This is a genomic window from Streptomyces sp. NBC_00076 (assembly GCF_045041235.1).
In the GTDB taxonomy this organism is placed as follows: domain Bacteria; phylum Actinomycetota; class Actinomycetes; order Streptomycetales; family Streptomycetaceae; genus Streptomyces.
Window position 1 is genome coordinate 4,018,853 of sequence record NZ_CP108242.1, and the last position, 14,195, is coordinate 4,033,047.

Consider the following 14,195-nt stretch of genomic DNA (forward strand, 5'->3'; position numbering starts at 1 on the left):
CATGGCGGAAATCATCCAGAAGGACGGGACGTGGGTCTTCGACGGCGACGCCCTGCGGCTGACTCCGGGGAGGGACAAGAACGTCAGCCTTCTCCGCCGGACGCTGGGTGAACTCGTCGTCCCGCTGAGCGCGTTGGCGGGTGTCTCGTTCGAACAGGGGAAGCGGGCCGGCCGGTTGAGGCTGCGGCTGCGGGACGGCTCCGATCCGCTGCTGCTCGCGACCGGCGGCCGGCTCGGCGAACCGCACGACCCGTACCAGCTGATCGTCGAGTCCGACCGCTACGGCGTCGCCGAGTACTTCGTCGACGAGGTGCGGGGCGCGCTGCTGCTGGACCAGGTGCCGTCCGCCCCGGTGGACAGGTACCTGCTGCCGGGCCCGGCCGTCCCCATCTCGGTGTCCGCCGGGGACGGCACCGCGAGCTTCGACGGCGCGCAGATCCGCCTGGAGTGGAACTGGAAGACGGAGGACGCGAAGGCCACCGCGGGCCCGCGCGTCCTCGCGGTCACCGACCTGACCGCCGTGGAGTGGCATCCCGCGGCCGGCCTGGAGAACGGCTGTCTCCGCTTCACCGTGAAGAACTCCCCCGGCAAGGCCCCGCCGAAGTACGACCCGAACGCCGTGGAGCTGTGGAACTTCCGCAAGGACCCGCTGATGGCCCTCGTAGCGGCGGCCGTCCAGGCCCGGCTGCCGCATCCGGCGACCCGAGGGGAGGACGGCGGGCCGCCGGGGCCCGGAGCGCTCGCCGTGCCCGCGCCCGCCGCCGAGCACGAGCAGGACGCGGTGCTGCGGCGGCTGCGCGAGCTCGGTGAGCTGCACCGCGCGGGCGTGCTGACGGACGAGGAGTTCGTGACGGCGAAGCAGGCGATCCTCAAGCGGATGTAGTCATCCGGGTCGAGGACCGCCTGCCGGGGACTGTCACCGGGCGTGAGCCCGGACTTCCGGGCACCTGCCGGCACCTACCGGGCACACGAACCGCGCGTACGGCCCTACTTGGCCTTGCGCGCCACCGTGAAGTGGTCGACCTGCTCGCCGCTCTCGGCGATGCCCCGTACCGTCAGCGTGGCCGTGCGGCCCTTGGCGGCCGGGGTGACGTCCACGCGCAGGAAGGAGTAGTCGAGGTAGCGCACCCGGGACCAGGTGACGGTCTCGTTCTGCTTGCCGCCCTTGACGTTGATGAACGAGGACACGGACTCGACCTCGTTCTCGTGCCCCTCGTACGACAGCGGGGCGCTGAACGCGTAGAGGCTGCGGCCGGCCGCACCCGCCGTCACGTACACCACGCCGTCGGTCTCGGGGTACGCCGTGCCGCCGATCGGGAGCTTCTTGGTGACCGCGCCCGCCTTGATGACGTCGGTGCGCTCGTACTGGTGGTTGTGGCCGTTGATCACCAGGTCGACGGTGTACTTCTCGAACAGCGGCACCCACTCCTGGCGCACGCCCCCCTCCGAGGCGTGCGAGGTGGAGGTGCAGTAGGCACAGTGGTGGAAGAAGACGACGACGAAGTCGATGTCCTGGGAGGCACGGTACTTCTTGAGCTGCGCCTCCAGCCACTTGGTCTGGGTGCCGCCCGAGATGCCGAGGTTGGCGGGGATCTCGAAGGAGACGTCGTTGGGGTCCAGCGAGATGATCGCCGTGTTGCCGTGGACGAAGGAGTACACGCCCGGCAGGTTCGCCTTGTCCGGCCCGTTGTCGGGGAGCGTGAAGCGGGCCTCCTCGCCGCCGTAGCCGTTGGGCGAGTACCAGGCCTCCATGTCGTGGTTGCCGTAGCTGACCATCCACGGCACGGACTTGGCGACCGACTCGGTCTGGGCGAGGAACTGGTCCCAGGTGCGCGAGTCGAAGCCCGTGTCGGACGCCTGGCCCTGGCCCGTCGGGTCACCGTAGGCGATGTCGCCGGCGTGCAGGTGGAAGGCCGGGTTCTGGCCCAGGATCAGGGCGTCGTTGGCCAGCGCGTGGTAGCTGACGCCCTGGTCGCCGAAGGCCGTGAAGGTGAACGGCTTCTTGTGGGCGGGGGCCGTGGTGAAGGTGCCGAGGGTGCCGAGCAGGTGCGGCTCGGCGGGGTCGAAGCCCTGGTGCCCGACGCCGTAGTAGTACGTCCTGCCGGGCTTGAGGTGGGTCAGCTTGGCGTGCACGTAGTACTGGGTGTGGTTGCCGCTGGCACCGACACCGGCCGGGGTGTACAGGGTGCGCACCTCGGCCTCGATCTTGCGGGAGAGGTCCCAGGGGTGGGCGCCGATGCGGATGAAGGGCTTCTTCACCGCGACCGGGACCTGCCAGGAGACGGTCATCTCCGTGCTGGCGTCGTTGCCGTAGGCGAGGTGGCGGCCGAAGGGGGCGACCAGGGCGCCGTCGACCGTCGCGGCGGCCGGGGTGTCGGCCCGGGTCGGAACGGCGGCCTGTGCGGTGGCACCCGGTACGAACGCGCCACCCGCGACGGCGCCCAGCGTGACGGCGCCGCCCCTGATCATCGTGCGTCGGGAGAATCTGTTGCGCAGGTACTCGTGCTGCTCGGCCATGTTCATGCGTGCGGCGAGCTGCTCGGGTACGCCCATGCGAGGAATGTCCATGACGTCTGAAACTCGTCCCCTCAGGCGACAAGTCGCAAGACGCCGGATGGACGACGCACGAACAGGTCCTCATGACAGATTCAACGTTCACCCAAAGATCCCCCACGGACACGTGCCCGAAATCGGGCAGAATTCTTGCGAAACGGTCGTCGGTACCTCAGGATCTACCGAGTGCACGAGGAACTCGTTGATCATCTGGCGCGGTCCACGCCCCTCAACCGGGGCGAGGCGCTGCGTGTGATCCAGGACGTGCTCGCCTACTTCGACGAGACGACCGAGGAACACGTCCGTCGCCGCCACCGCGAGTTGCAGGCCCGGGGCCTGGTGAACGCGGAGATCTTCGAACGGATCCTGGCGGATCTCAAATACCGCGCGGTGGCACCGCCGGAGCTCACGCTCAGGCAGCTGCGCCGCATCGTCTACGGCTGAGGGACACACCTGTATGTGCGGAATCGTGGGATACATCGGGAAGCGTGACGTGGCTCCGCTGCTCCTGGAGGGCCTGCAGCGCCTGGAGTACCGCGGCTACGACTCGGCGGGCATCGTCGTCACCTCCCCGAAGACGTCCGGCCTGAAGATGGTCAAGGCCAAGGGCCGGGTCCGTGACCTGGAGGCCAAGGTCCCGGCGCGCTTCAAGGGCACGACCGGCATCGCGCACACCCGCTGGGCCACGCACGGCGCCCCCTCCGACGTGAACGCGCACCCGCACCTGGACGCCGAGGGCAAGGTCGCCGTCGTCCACAACGGCATCATCGACAACGCCGCCGACCTGCGCCGCAAGCTGGAGGCGGACGGCGTCGAGTTCCTCTCCGAGACCGACACGGAGGTCCTGGTCCACCTCATCGCCCGCGCCCAGGGCGCGAAGCTGGAGGACAGGGTCCGCGAGACCCTCCGGGTCATCGAGGGCACGTACGGCATCGCCGTCCTGCACGCCGACTTCCCGGACCGGATCGTGGTGGCCCGTAACGGCTCCCCGGTCGTCCTCGGCATCGGCGAGAAGGAGATGTTCGTCGCCTCGGACATCGCCGCCCTGGTCGCCCACACCCGCCAGATCGTGACGCTGGACGACGGCGAGATGGCCACCCTCAAGGCCGACGACTTCCGCACGTACACCACCGAGGGCACCCGGACCACCGCCGAGCCGACCACCGTGGAGTGGGAGGCCGCCTCCTACGACATGGGCGGCCACGACACCTACATGCACAAGGAGATCCACGAGCAGGCCGACGCCGTGGACCGCGTGCTGCGCGGCCGCATCGACGACCGCTTCTCCACCGTGCGTCTCGGCGGCCTGAACCTGGACGCCCGCGAGGCGCGCCAGATCCGCCGCGTGAAGATCCTGGGCTGCGGCACCTCCTACCACGCGGGCATGATCGGCGCCCAGATGATCGAGGAGCTGGCCCGCATCCCCGCCGACGCCGAGCCGGCGTCCGAGTTCCGCTACCGCAACGCGGTCGTCGACCCCGACACGCTGTACGTCGCCGTCTCCCAGTCCGGTGAGACGTACGACGTGCTGGCGGCCGTCCAGGAGCTGAAGCGCAAGGGCGCGCGGGTCCTGGGTGTCGTCAACGTGGTCGGCTCGGCGATCGCCCGCGAGGCGGACGGCGGCATCTACGTGCACGCCGGTCCCGAGGTCTGCGTGGTGTCGACGAAGTGCTTCACGAACACGACCGTCGCCTTCGCCCTGCTCGCCCTGCACCTGGGCCGCACCCGCGACCTCTCCGTCCGGGACGGCAAGCGGATCATCGAGGGCCTGCGGAAGCTGCCCGGGCAGATCACCGAGATCCTGGAGCAGGAGGACGAGATCAGGAAGCTGGCCGAGGAGTACGCCGAGGCCCGCTCGATGCTCTTCATCGGCCGCGTCCGGGGCTACCCGGTGGCCCGTGAGGCCTCGCTGAAGCTCAAGGAGGTCTCGTACATCCACGCCGAGGCCTACCCGGCCTCCGAGCTCAAGCACGGCCCGCTGGCCCTCATCGAGCCCGCCCTGCCGACCGTCGCGATCGTCCCGGACGACGACCTGCTGGAGAAGAACCGTGCCGCCCTGGAGGAGATCAAGGCCCGCAGCGGCCGGATCCTCGCGGTGGCCCACGAGTGCCAGGAGAAGGCCGACCAGACCATCGTGGTCCCGAAGAACGAGGCCGAACTGGACCCGATCCTGATGGGCATCCCCCTCCAACTCCTCGCCTACCACACGGCGTTGTCCCTGGGCAGGGACATCGACAAGCCGAGGAACCTCGCGAAGTCGGTGACGGTGGAGTAGCAGCGGGCCCCCGCTGCCGGAGAAACGCGACGGACCCCCACGTGACGCCACAGTCACGGGGGGTCCGTTCTCAACGCCGGGGGCCGCCCAACCCCCGGCCTACGCGGTTAACCGGCGACCGTCACTCCCCGGCGGGCCGCGCGTCGCGGGAGGGCGGTCGGCCACTGGGCCAGCGCGGCCGTCGCCGCGTACCAGGCCACCGCGCCCGCCGCCACGGCGAACCAGCCGCCGACCTTGGCGAGACCGTCGTTGTCGGCGAAGCCGGCGATGGCCAACAGGACCAGGGAGACCAGGAACAGCCCGTACGTGCCCTTGGCGAGCGGGTCGCCGACGGCCACGGTGAGGGACAGCACCACCAGCGCGAACAGCAGCAGGAACAGTCCGGCCGCGTTGTCGGAGGCCTGGCCGCCGGCGGAGACCGCCCAGGTGAACCAGAGCGCGCCGAGTGCGGAGAAGGCCGTACCGGTGACGGTGTCACGGTCGCGGAACGCGAACAGACCGGCGACGAAGAGCGCAACGCCGCCTACGTAGTGGGCCAGTGATACGGCGTCAGCCGCCGTCACGCCGTCGATCAGACCGGAGTTGCCGAGGCCGAAGGCCAACAGGGTGATGCCGAGCGCGAGTCGGCCGACGATCGTGGTGGTACTTCCCGCAGAGACGTCGTTGTCCACGGCGGGCTCCCTTCATGCATATGCGGTTGTGCGGTGACCGGTATATGCCCTTCACAAGGGCACAAACACATCTACGCGCGAGTAGATTCGGGCGGCGCACAAAGGGAGTTGCCGGTACCCAGGACGCATCTCACCTGGGACAACGACGAGTTACGGATTGACAACGACAACCAGGCGCGGACGGCTACGGGATGACCACCACGGGCCGCTTCGCCCGCTTGGCGAGCCGCCCCGCCACGGACCCGAAGAGGCGTCCGACGAGGCCATGGGTGGAGCCGACGACGATCGCGTCCGCCTCGTACTCCCGGCCCACCTCTTCGAGCTCGTGGCAGATGTCGCCGCCACGCTCGACGAGGATCCAGGGCACCTCGGCGAGGTACTCCGCACAGGCGAGCTCCAGCCCGAGGACCTCGGTGCGGTGGTCCGGTACGTCGACGAAGACCGGGGGCTCGCAGCCCGCCCACACGGTGGTGGGCAGCCGGTTGGCGACATGGACGATGATCAGGCCCGACCCGGAGCGATGGGCCATGCCGATGGCGTACGCGAGGGCGCGCTCGCTGGAGGTGGAGCCGTCAAAGCCCACGACGACGCCGTGCTTGAACGCTGGGTCGCAGGAGTGACGTGACTCTTCCGCCGCCTGGGGCTCGGCCGCCGTGTGATCGGCGACGGGCCGCTTGCGGTCCGCGGGTTCGAAGAATTCGTGACCGGCCATGGCTGTCTCGGCGTTGTGATCCTTTATGGATGGGACATCAGTGTGCGGCGGAGCTGTGTCCGGGAATCATCTTCCCAACCTCGTACCCCCAAGGGTACGGCGGCACGCCTCCTTAGCCCAGTTCCCGCCCGCTCCCCCACTCTCGATCGGCTCGAGCGGGGGACCCCCGTCGCGGGGATTCCAGGGAGCATGCACGAGGGGGCGCCCGTAACGCAATGGTTGCTGCGCTGTACAGGCGGTTTGCACAGGATTCACTTAACGCCGTTCCGTTTCGGGCGCACAGTGACCGATCGATCGAACACGCGTTGAACCCCGTGAGCCACGCCCCAGGGAGCAAGCATGTCCGGTCCGAGACCCCGTTCCGAGGCCCGCCGCGCGTCCTCACGCGGCCAGGACTCCGCGACGGACGTCGTCCGCTGGGCGGCCTTCAGCTGCGTCCTGGTCCCCGTCGTCCTCCTCTGGTACGGCAGCTCGCTGGCCGGGGCCGCCGGCACCGCCCTGGGTCTGGCCGCCGTGACCGCGGTCTGCCGTATTCTCCTGCGCCAGTCGGAGCGCGGCGCGGCTCGCATGCGCGCCGAGGAGCGGGCCCGCCGCGGCGCCCACCATGGCCGTTCGCCCGCCCGCCCGCACGGCCGTCATCACCGGGCCGCAACCGGGGCTCGTAGAGGCGGACGTCACAGTGGGGGAAATACACCGGTCGGCTGACCGGTTTCCGCGCACGCGCCCGACTCTTTTCAGCCAACTTCTGGCCCCCGCCCACCCCTTGGCCGAAGCACCCCTCAACCCCCGTTCCACCTGCACGGAAAGGGTCTTCGGGGGTCTGCGCACCCTACGTGGATTAGCCACTGCGACAAGGCGCACTTCCCTGCACGCCCCACGAGTGCAACGCTTCGTGATCGAATGCTTCACGCCAAGTTGCCAAGTCGACAATGTGCCGGATGCCCAACTGGTCACGCCGGCACCACGGGACGCAGTAGATTCGATCTTGACTGTCTTACGGCGGGGGACTCGTGCAGGACCGAGGGGAAACGTGTTGGAGCGACAGACCCGAAAGGTTAAGGGTGCCGCGACCACCGAGGGGGGCTTAGCAGTATGAGCCACGACTCCGCTGCCGCGCCGGAAGCCGCAGCCCGGAAACTCTCCGGGCGACGCCGCAAGGAGATCGTCGCGGTGCTGCTGTTCAGCGGCGGCCCCATCTTCGAGAGTTCCATACCACTGTCGGTCTTCGGGATCGACCGCCAGGACGCGGGCGTGCCGCGCTACCGCCTGCTGGTGTGCGGCGGCGAGGACGGCCCACTGCGGACCACAGGGGGCCTGGAACTCACCGCACCACATGGCTTGGAAGCGATCTCCCGAGCGGGCACCGTCGTCGTGCCGGCCTGGCGTTCGATCACTTCTCCGCCACCCGAGGAGGCGCTCGACGCGCTGCGCCGCGCCCACGAGGAGGGTGCCCGCATCGTCGGGCTGTGCACCGGTGCCTTCGTCCTCGCGGCGGCGGGCCTGCTGGACGGCCGGCCCGCCACCACACACTGGATGTACGCGCCGACACTGGCCAAGCGCTATCCGTCGGTGCACGTGGATCCGCGCGAACTGTTCGTGGACGACGGCGATGTGCTGACGTCCGCGGGCACGGCGGCCGGAATCGACCTCTGTCTCCACATCGTGCGGACGGACCACGGCAACGAGGCGGCGGGCGCGCTGGCCCGGCGTCTGGTGGTACCGCCGCGCCGGTCGGGCGGCCAGGAGCGCTATCTCGATCGATCTTTACCAGAGGAGATCGGCGCCGACCCGCTCGCCGAGGTCGTCGCGTGGGCGCTGGAGCACCTCCACGAGCAGTTCGACGTGGAGACGCTGGCTGCGCGCGCGTACATGAGCCGCCGTACGTTCGACCGCCGCTTCCGGTCGCTGACCGGCAGCGCACCGCTCCAGTGGCTGATCACCCAGCGGGTGCTGCAGGCGCAGCGGCTGCTGGAGACGTCGGACTACTCGGTGGACGAGGTCGCGGGGCGCTGCGGCTTCCGCTCACCGGTGGCGCTGCGCGGGCACTTCCGCCGTCAGCTGGGTTCGTCCCCGGCCGCCTACCGGGCCGCGTACCGCGCCCGCAGGCCGCAGGCGGAACGGCAGCCGGTGGACAGCGACGGCATGGCGCTTTCGGCCGGGCAGGTCGGTCCGGCGGGCACGCCGACGCCCCTGCACCCGGACAGCGGCGGGCCGGTTCCGCTCCAGACCCGGCGCACGGCACCGAACCCGGTCGGGACATCGGCATCGCTGTCGTCGTCCTCGTCGGCTTCGTCCGCGGAGAACGGGCGCGAGGCGTACGCGGGCAGCCGGGCGAGTCTGCCGGGGCAGCGCGGCGGAATGTGAGCGGGGTCCACGCGATCCTGAGCGGGATGTGAGGTGTGGCGGGGGTGGGCGCCGACTGGTGCTCGCCCACGTCGCCCTGCCCGGCCGGTGCCGTACCGGCAACCGCCCCGTCCCCCCAGCGAGGGCCGCGGGTGTACCGGCGCTCACAGAAGCGGACGTCAGCCTTAGGGTGGTCGCATGAACGATCGCATGGTGTGGATCGACTGCGAGATGACCGGCCTCTCGCTGTCCGACGACGCGCTCATCGAAGTGGCCGCCCTGGTGACCGACTCCGAGCTGAACATCCTCGGCGAGGGTGTGGACATCGTCGTCCGTCCGCCGGACCAGGCACTGGAGACGATGCCGGAGGTGGTACGTCAGATGCACACCGCGTCCGGACTGCTCACGGAACTGTCCGGCGGCACAACGCTCACGGACGCCGAGGAGCAGGTCCTGACGTACGTACGGGAGCATGTGAAGGAACCCGGCAAGGCCCCGCTGTGCGGCAACTCGGTCGGCACGGACCGCGGTTTCCTGCTCCGGGACATGCCGACCCTGGAGAACTACCTCCACTACCGGATCGTAGACGTGTCCAGCATCAAGGAGCTCGCCCGGCGCTGGTACCCGCGGGCGTACTTCAACAGTCCGAAGAAGAACGGCAACCACCGCGCGCTCGCCGACATCCGCGAGTCCATCGCGGAACTGCGCTACTACCGCGAGGCCGTCTTCGTACCGCAGCCGGGCCCCGACTCCGACACCGCGAAGACGATCGCCGCCAAGCACGTCCTGCCCGGCCGGTAGGGCGGAACCAAGGCCCGCGAAGGGGCGCCTCGAAAGGCGGGCGCGAGCACCCCTTCGGAGCCTGTACACTTTTTCTCGGCCGGTCGGGGAAACCCGAACCGCCGACATGGTGGGTGTAGCTCAGCTGGTAGAGCACCTGGTTGTGGTCCAGGATGCCGCGGGTTCAAGTCCCGTCACTCACCCTCGGTAATCAGCCGGTGGCCTTGGAAACAAGGTCACCGGCTGATGTCGTTCCCGGCACCCGCATCCCGAGCGGCCCGGACTCCTTCCGGATCTCGAAGAGGGCCAGCCGATGACCGAGCCCCTCGTGGCGGCCGAGCCCTTCTCCGCACCTCGCCTCGACCTCCTCCCGCTGCGGGTCGACCACGCCGAGGAGATGGCCACCGTCCTCAGCGACCCGGCCCTGCACACCTTCACCGGCGGCACGCCCTACTCCCCCGACGCCCTGCGGACCCGCTACGAGCGGCTGGTCGCCGGGTCGCCCGACCAGGACGTCACGTGGTGCAACTGGGTACTGCGGCCGCGCGCGGAGGACTGCCTCGTGGGCACGGTCCAGGCGACGATCACCCGGGGACACGCGGGGCGGGCCACCGCCGAGATCGCCTGGGTGATCGGGACGCCCTGGCAGGGGCGCGGATTCGCCTCGGAGGCGGCGCGGGCGCTCGTCGAGTGGCTCGGGAGGCGGTCGGTGCGGGCGGTGGTCGCCCACATCCACCCCGAGCACCTCGCGTCCGCCTCGGTCGCCGCGGCGGCCGGCCTCACGGCGACCGAGGAGGAGCAGAACGGCGAGCGACGGTGGCGGCTGATCCTGGGCGACGCCCCCTAGGGACACAGCGGACGCGGCACCGGGGTCCGTCCGGATCCCCCCGCCTCTCAAGCAGCCGCCGCCCTCCACGCCGTCGTCAACTCCCCCACGCCTGGGAAACGTTCGCCCGGATCCGGGCGGGTGGCCCGTTCGATGACCGCCGCCTGTGCCGTCGTGCCCCGGAAGGCGCGCTCGTCGTCGTCGGCGCCCAGAAGGAGGCGGGCGGCGCGGCCGAGGACGTACACCGTCGTGCGGCGGTCGATGACGGCGCCGCGTCGCCACTCCTCCGGGGCCATGAAGCGGCGGGAGCCGGGGAGGCGGTCCGTGGTGAGGACGAACGGGCCGGGGCGGTACTCGTCGAGGTCGATCAGATGGAGCTCGGCGGCCCGGAAGTCGTAGAGGAGGGAGCCGTCGTAGAGGTCGACGGCGACCTGGCCCGCCGCCTCCACCGCGAGATGGGCGTCGAGGAGACGGTCCAGGGCGGCGAGGACCCGGGAGACCGGGAGCGCGCGGAAGCGGGACCGGGGGCTGTCGGGGTGGGAGCGGTCCGCCGGGGTGTGGAGGGACTCGCCCTCACGCCAGGGCATCACCGTCGCCGTACGGCCGTCCCGTAGCGCGATCCGGTGCAGTTGCGGGACGATCGCCGGATGCCGGACCGATCGGTGGAAGGCCCAGGCACGGTCGAGCGAGCGGTGGGCGGCGTCGGTGGTGGCCTCCTTGACGAAACTGCGTGTGCCGTCCGGGAGTTGGACGCCGTACGAGACGCAGCCCGAGTCCTGGGTACGGAAGGCGCGGAACACCTCGCCGACGGTGCGGAGGTGGGGCTCCAGCTCGGGGACCTCGTCGACGTCCAGCAGCGGATGGGGAGTCGGCGGTTGCGGAGTCATGGACCTCAGCATGCGTCTGGGAGCGGGGCGGGTGCCGCCGGTTTTCCACACGCTCTCGCCCGGATCATACGGGCGTATGGTCAGGTTATGAGCCGTTCATGACGTTGGGAGGCTCGTCATGCGGGCCCGGCGCACTCCCCGGTGGCGGCTGCTGACCTGGGTGTTCCTCGCGTTCAACCTGGCCATGCCGCTGTGGCTCGTGGTGGCACTCGACGCGGCGCGCGAGGGCTGCGCCGGGGAGCTGTGCCGGGGCGCCGACGACCCGGAGTGGCTCGTCGGCGCCTGGCTGGTGATCGTCTGCTGGCTGGCCGGGGCCGTACTCCTCGGCATCGCCTGGTTCGTCACGCACCGCACCGAGCGGCCGCGACGGCGACCGCACAGCGGGTGGCACCGGCATTGACCGGGTCAGGACGACGTCCGCGGCACCAGCTCCGTCGCCAGCACCACCTGGCGTCGCTCCAGCTCCCGGGTGACCGCCGGACGACGGTCGGCGATCTCGGTCAGCAGCAGGTCGATCATCCTGCGTCCCATCTCCTCGATGGGCTGACGCACGCTGGTCAGCGGCGGGTCCATGTGACGGGCGATGGCCGAGTCGTCGTAGCCGACGAGCGCCACGTCGTCGGGGATGGCGCGACCCTCCTCACGCAGGACCTGACGGGCGCCGGCCGCCATCACGTCCGAGCCCGCGAAGACCGCGTCCAGGTCGGGACGGCGGGCCAGCAGCTTCGTCATCGCCCGTCGGCCGCCCTCCTCGGTGAAGTCACCCGTCTCGATCAGTCGCTCGTCCACCAGGTGCCCCGCGTCCAGCAGGGCGTCACGGTAGCCGTCGGCACGGCGCTGGGCGCCGTACACGTCGAGCCGGCCGGTGATGTGGGCGACCACCCGGGAACCGCGGGCCAGCAGGTGCTCGACCGCCGAACGGGCGCCGCCGTAGTTGTCCGAGTCGACCGACGGCAACGTCTCCCCGGCCGATCTCGGGCCGCTGATCACTGCCGGTATCTCCAGCTGGGCGAGCAGGTCGGGCAGCGGATCGTCGGCGTGCACGGACACCAGCAGGACGCCGTCGACCCGGTGCGCGGCCAGGTACTGGGCGAGGCGGGCCCGCTCCCGGTCGCTGCCCGCGAAGATCAGCAGCAGCTGCATCTCCGTGTCGGACAGCTCGGCGCCGACGCCCTTGAGCATGTCCGAGAAGTACGGTTCGGCGAAGAACCGGGTCTCCGGCTCGGGGACGACGAGGGCGATCGCGTCGGTGCGGTTGGCGGCCAGGGCACGGGCGGCCGTGTTGGGTACGTAGCCCAGTTCGGCGACCGCCGCCTCCACCGCCGCCCGGGTGGCGTCGCTCACCCGGGGCGAACCGTTGATCACCCGGGAGACCGTCCCGCGACCGACGCCCGCCCGTGCCGCCACCTCTTCGAGGGTGGGCCGGCCACCGCTCCGGCCACGCGCTCCGTGGCTTGCCATGGGCTCCGCCTTCCCGCCGTCATCATCACGCTGGCCTGGAATCTAACAGTCTGCCGAGGGCCCGACCGCGCCCCGTGGGCTCCCGCGTTTCCGCGGGAGAGCCCCGGACGGCTGGCCGGATCGTTGTCCCCCTGAGTTAGTTAACAGGCTGATAACTGAAGACATATCTCCTTGCTGACTCCCTTGACACCCCCGCCCGTACCGACGAACCTTCAACACATCACGAGTGGGAGCGCTCCCACGGTACCTGACACATACACATCCCGCACGTTCCCCACCCGAGCCGCAGCTAGAACTAACGGGTCCAACAGCGCAGTTGGCCGGGGGGTCGGCACGTCAGGGCAACAGGAGGACGCAATGCGAGCACGTACCCGATCCGCCCGCAACAGGGCGGTTGTTCTCGCGGCTGTCGCGTCGCTGGGCGCCGGGCTGCTGGCCGGCTGTGCCGACGACGGAGGCGACGACGCCAACAAGTCGTCTTCGGACGAAAACGGCGGCAAGACCACGATCACGCTGGGTCTCTTCGGCACCATGGGCTTCAAGGAGGCCGGCCTCTACACCGAGTACGAGAAGCTCAACCCCAAGATCAAGATCGCCGACAACGTGATCCAGCGGAACGAGAACTACTACCCGCCGCTGCTGAACCACCTCACCACCAACAGCGGTCTGCTGGACGTCCAGGCCGTCGAGGTCGCCAACATCGCCGAGATCGTGAACACCCAGGCCGACAAGCTCACGGACTTCTCCAAGGTCTCGGGAGTGGACAAGAGCAAGTGGCTCGGCTGGAAGTGGGAGCAGGCCACGACCAAGGACGGCCAGACGGTCGGCCTCGGTACCGACGTGGGCCCCATGGCGATCTGCTACCGCACCGACCTCTTCAAGCAGGCCGGGCTGCCCACGGACCCCGCGGAGGTCGGCGCACTGTGGAACGGTGACTGGTCCAAGCTCCTCACCGTCGGCGAGCGGTACAAGGCGAAGGCGCCCAAGGGCACCTTCTTCATGGACTCCCCCGGCGGTCTGCTCAACGGGATCATCGGCAGCGAGAAGGAGAAGTTCTACGACTCCTCCGGCAAGGTCATCTACAAGACGAACCCGGCCGTCAAGGCCGCCTTCGACCTGACCGCGGAGGCCGCCGAGAAGGGGCTGGTCCAGGCGCAGACGCAGTTCCAGCCCGCCTGGAACTCGACGATCGCCAACAGCAAGTTCGCAGCGGTCTCCTGCCCGCCGTGGATGCTCGGCACGCTGAAGGACAACTCGAAGCCGGAGGCGAAGGGCAAGTGGGCCGTCGCCACCGCGCCCAAGAGCGGTAACTGGGGCGGCACCTTCCTGACCGTGCCCAAGAGCGGCAAGAACGTGGAAGAGGCCCAGAAGTTCGTGGCCTGGCTGACCGCACCGGAGCAGCAGGCGAAGCTGTTCAAGGTACAGGCCAGCTTCCCGAGCGCCCCGGCCGCATACACCATGCCCGAGGTCACCGGCGCGGTGAACCAGATGACCGGTGAGCAGAAGATCGGCCCGATCTTCGCCGAGGCCGCCAAGACCGCCCCGGTCCAGGTGATCGGCCCGAAGGACCAGATCATCCAGCAGGGCCTGTCGGACAACGGCGTCATCCTGGTGACGAAGGGCAAGTCGGCTCAGGAGGCCTGGGAATCCGCCGTCAAGTCCATCGACAACAAGCTGGACCAGTGAC

The 14,195-nt window shown here is 69.9% G+C and carries 14 protein-coding genes and 1 tRNA gene; 10 read left to right on the forward strand and 5 right to left on the reverse strand.

Features of this window, described 5'->3' with window-relative positions:
• The first annotated feature begins 1 nt into the window (after position 1).
• Positions 2-883, forward strand: coding sequence for a DUF4429 domain-containing protein (locus OHA64_RS18155; RefSeq protein ID WP_405614217.1), 882 nt, complete (start codon positions 2-4; stop codon positions 881-883).
• A 104-nt stretch (positions 884-987) separates the two neighbouring features.
• On the opposite strand, the gene OHA64_RS18160 is transcribed toward OHA64_RS18155, so the two are convergent.
• Positions 988-2,553, reverse strand: a complete 1,566-nt coding sequence (locus OHA64_RS18160) for a fibronectin type III domain-containing protein (protein ID WP_405614219.1) — start codon at positions 2,551-2,553, stop codon at positions 988-990.
• Positions 2,554-2,739: 186 nt separating this feature from the next.
• On the opposite strand from OHA64_RS18160, the gene OHA64_RS18165 reads away from it, so the two are divergent.
• Both OHA64_RS18165 and glmS read left to right on the forward strand, forming a co-directional pair.
• Complete coding sequence (locus OHA64_RS18165) at positions 2,740-2,997, forward strand: hypothetical protein (RefSeq protein WP_405614221.1); 258 nt, start codon at positions 2,740-2,742, stop codon at positions 2,995-2,997.
• Between the two features lie 13 nt (positions 2,998-3,010).
• Positions 3,011-4,828, forward strand: coding sequence for a glutamine--fructose-6-phosphate transaminase (isomerizing) (glmS, locus tag OHA64_RS18170; RefSeq protein WP_405614223.1), 1,818 nt, complete (start codon positions 3,011-3,013; stop codon positions 4,826-4,828).
• A 107-nt stretch (positions 4,829-4,935) separates the two neighbouring features.
• On the opposite strand, the gene OHA64_RS18175 is transcribed toward glmS, so the two are convergent.
• Positions 4,936-5,499 carry a GPR1/FUN34/YaaH family transporter gene (locus OHA64_RS18175; protein WP_405614225.1) on the reverse strand — a complete coding sequence of 188 codons (564 nt, stop codon included), beginning with the start codon at positions 5,497-5,499 and terminating at the stop codon, positions 4,936-4,938.
• A gap of 184 nt (positions 5,500-5,683) precedes the next feature.
• The gene (locus OHA64_RS18180; RefSeq protein ID WP_405614227.1) at positions 5,684-6,211 is read right to left on the reverse strand and encodes a universal stress protein; all 528 of its coding nucleotides are present in this window, start codon (positions 6,209-6,211) and stop codon (positions 5,684-5,686) included.
• Positions 6,212-6,550: 339 nt separating this feature from the next.
• Between OHA64_RS18180 and OHA64_RS18185 the strand changes: the two genes are divergently transcribed.
• From OHA64_RS18185 to OHA64_RS18205, 5 genes are all read left to right on the forward strand, one after another.
• Positions 6,551-6,916 carry a hypothetical protein gene (locus OHA64_RS18185; RefSeq protein ID WP_405614229.1) on the forward strand — a complete coding sequence of 122 codons (366 nt, stop codon included), beginning with the start codon at positions 6,551-6,553 and terminating at the stop codon, positions 6,914-6,916.
• A 387-nt stretch (positions 6,917-7,303) separates the two neighbouring features.
• Positions 7,304-8,575 carry a helix-turn-helix domain-containing protein gene (locus OHA64_RS18190; protein WP_405614231.1) on the forward strand — a complete coding sequence of 424 codons (1,272 nt, stop codon included), beginning with the start codon at positions 7,304-7,306 and terminating at the stop codon, positions 8,573-8,575.
• 177 nt (positions 8,576-8,752) lie between these two features.
• Positions 8,753-9,355, forward strand: coding sequence for an oligoribonuclease (gene orn, locus OHA64_RS18195; protein WP_405614233.1), 603 nt, complete (start codon positions 8,753-8,755; stop codon positions 9,353-9,355).
• A gap of 109 nt (positions 9,356-9,464) precedes the next feature.
• A tRNA-His gene (locus OHA64_RS18200) sits at positions 9,465-9,537 on the forward strand.
• Positions 9,538-9,647: 110 nt separating this feature from the next.
• On the forward strand, positions 9,648-10,181 hold the full coding sequence (locus tag OHA64_RS18205) for a GNAT family N-acetyltransferase (RefSeq protein WP_405614235.1): 534 nt from the start codon (positions 9,648-9,650) through the stop codon (positions 10,179-10,181).
• A gap of 47 nt (positions 10,182-10,228) precedes the next feature.
• Here the strand turns inward: OHA64_RS18205 and OHA64_RS18210 are convergent, their stop codons facing one another.
• Positions 10,229-11,047, reverse strand: coding sequence for a serine/threonine protein kinase (locus tag OHA64_RS18210; protein ID WP_405614237.1), 819 nt, complete (start codon positions 11,045-11,047; stop codon positions 10,229-10,231).
• A 118-nt stretch (positions 11,048-11,165) separates the two neighbouring features.
• On the opposite strand from OHA64_RS18210, the gene OHA64_RS18215 reads away from it, so the two are divergent.
• A complete protein-coding gene (locus tag OHA64_RS18215) occupies positions 11,166-11,447 on the forward strand; it encodes a hypothetical protein (RefSeq protein WP_405614238.1) in 282 nt (93 codons plus the stop codon).
• A gap of 5 nt (positions 11,448-11,452) precedes the next feature.
• On the opposite strand, the gene OHA64_RS18220 is transcribed toward OHA64_RS18215, so the two are convergent.
• Complete coding sequence (locus OHA64_RS18220; protein ID WP_405614240.1) at positions 11,453-12,508, reverse strand: LacI family DNA-binding transcriptional regulator; 1,056 nt, start codon at positions 12,506-12,508, stop codon at positions 11,453-11,455.
• A 357-nt stretch (positions 12,509-12,865) separates the two neighbouring features.
• Between OHA64_RS18220 and OHA64_RS18225 the strand changes: the two genes are divergently transcribed.
• Positions 12,866-14,194, forward strand: coding sequence for an ABC transporter substrate-binding protein (locus OHA64_RS18225; protein ID WP_405614242.1), 1,329 nt, complete (start codon positions 12,866-12,868; stop codon positions 14,192-14,194).
• Position 14,195: the final 1 nt, after the last annotated feature.

Excerpts from the sequence above, each read along its gene's own strand:
- OHA64_RS18155 (WP_405614217.1), top strand. The coding sequence starts at position 2 with ATGGCGGAAATCATCCAGAAGGACGGGACGTGGGTCTTCGACGGCGAC.
- OHA64_RS18160 (WP_405614219.1), bottom strand. The coding sequence starts at position 2,553 with ATGGGCGTACCCGAGCAGCTCGCCGCACGCATGAACATGGCCGAGCAG.
- glmS (WP_405614223.1), top strand. The coding sequence starts at position 3,011 with ATGTGCGGAATCGTGGGATACATCGGGAAGCGTGACGTGGCTCCGCTG.
- OHA64_RS18180 (WP_405614227.1), bottom strand. The coding sequence starts at position 6,211 with ATGGCCGGTCACGAATTCTTCGAACCCGCGGACCGCAAGCGGCCCGTC.
- OHA64_RS18185 (WP_405614229.1), top strand. The coding sequence starts at position 6,551 with ATGTCCGGTCCGAGACCCCGTTCCGAGGCCCGCCGCGCGTCCTCACGC.
- OHA64_RS18190 (WP_405614231.1), top strand. The coding sequence starts at position 7,304 with ATGAGCCACGACTCCGCTGCCGCGCCGGAAGCCGCAGCCCGGAAACTC.
- orn (WP_405614233.1), top strand. The coding sequence starts at position 8,753 with ATGAACGATCGCATGGTGTGGATCGACTGCGAGATGACCGGCCTCTCG.
- OHA64_RS18205 (WP_405614235.1), top strand. The coding sequence starts at position 9,648 with ATGACCGAGCCCCTCGTGGCGGCCGAGCCCTTCTCCGCACCTCGCCTC.
- OHA64_RS18210 (WP_405614237.1), bottom strand. The coding sequence starts at position 11,047 with ATGACTCCGCAACCGCCGACTCCCCATCCGCTGCTGGACGTCGACGAG.
- OHA64_RS18215 (WP_405614238.1), top strand. The coding sequence starts at position 11,166 with ATGCGGGCCCGGCGCACTCCCCGGTGGCGGCTGCTGACCTGGGTGTTC.
- OHA64_RS18220 (WP_405614240.1), bottom strand. The coding sequence starts at position 12,508 with ATGGCAAGCCACGGAGCGCGTGGCCGGAGCGGTGGCCGGCCCACCCTC.
- OHA64_RS18225 (WP_405614242.1), top strand. The coding sequence starts at position 12,866 with ATGCGAGCACGTACCCGATCCGCCCGCAACAGGGCGGTTGTTCTCGCG.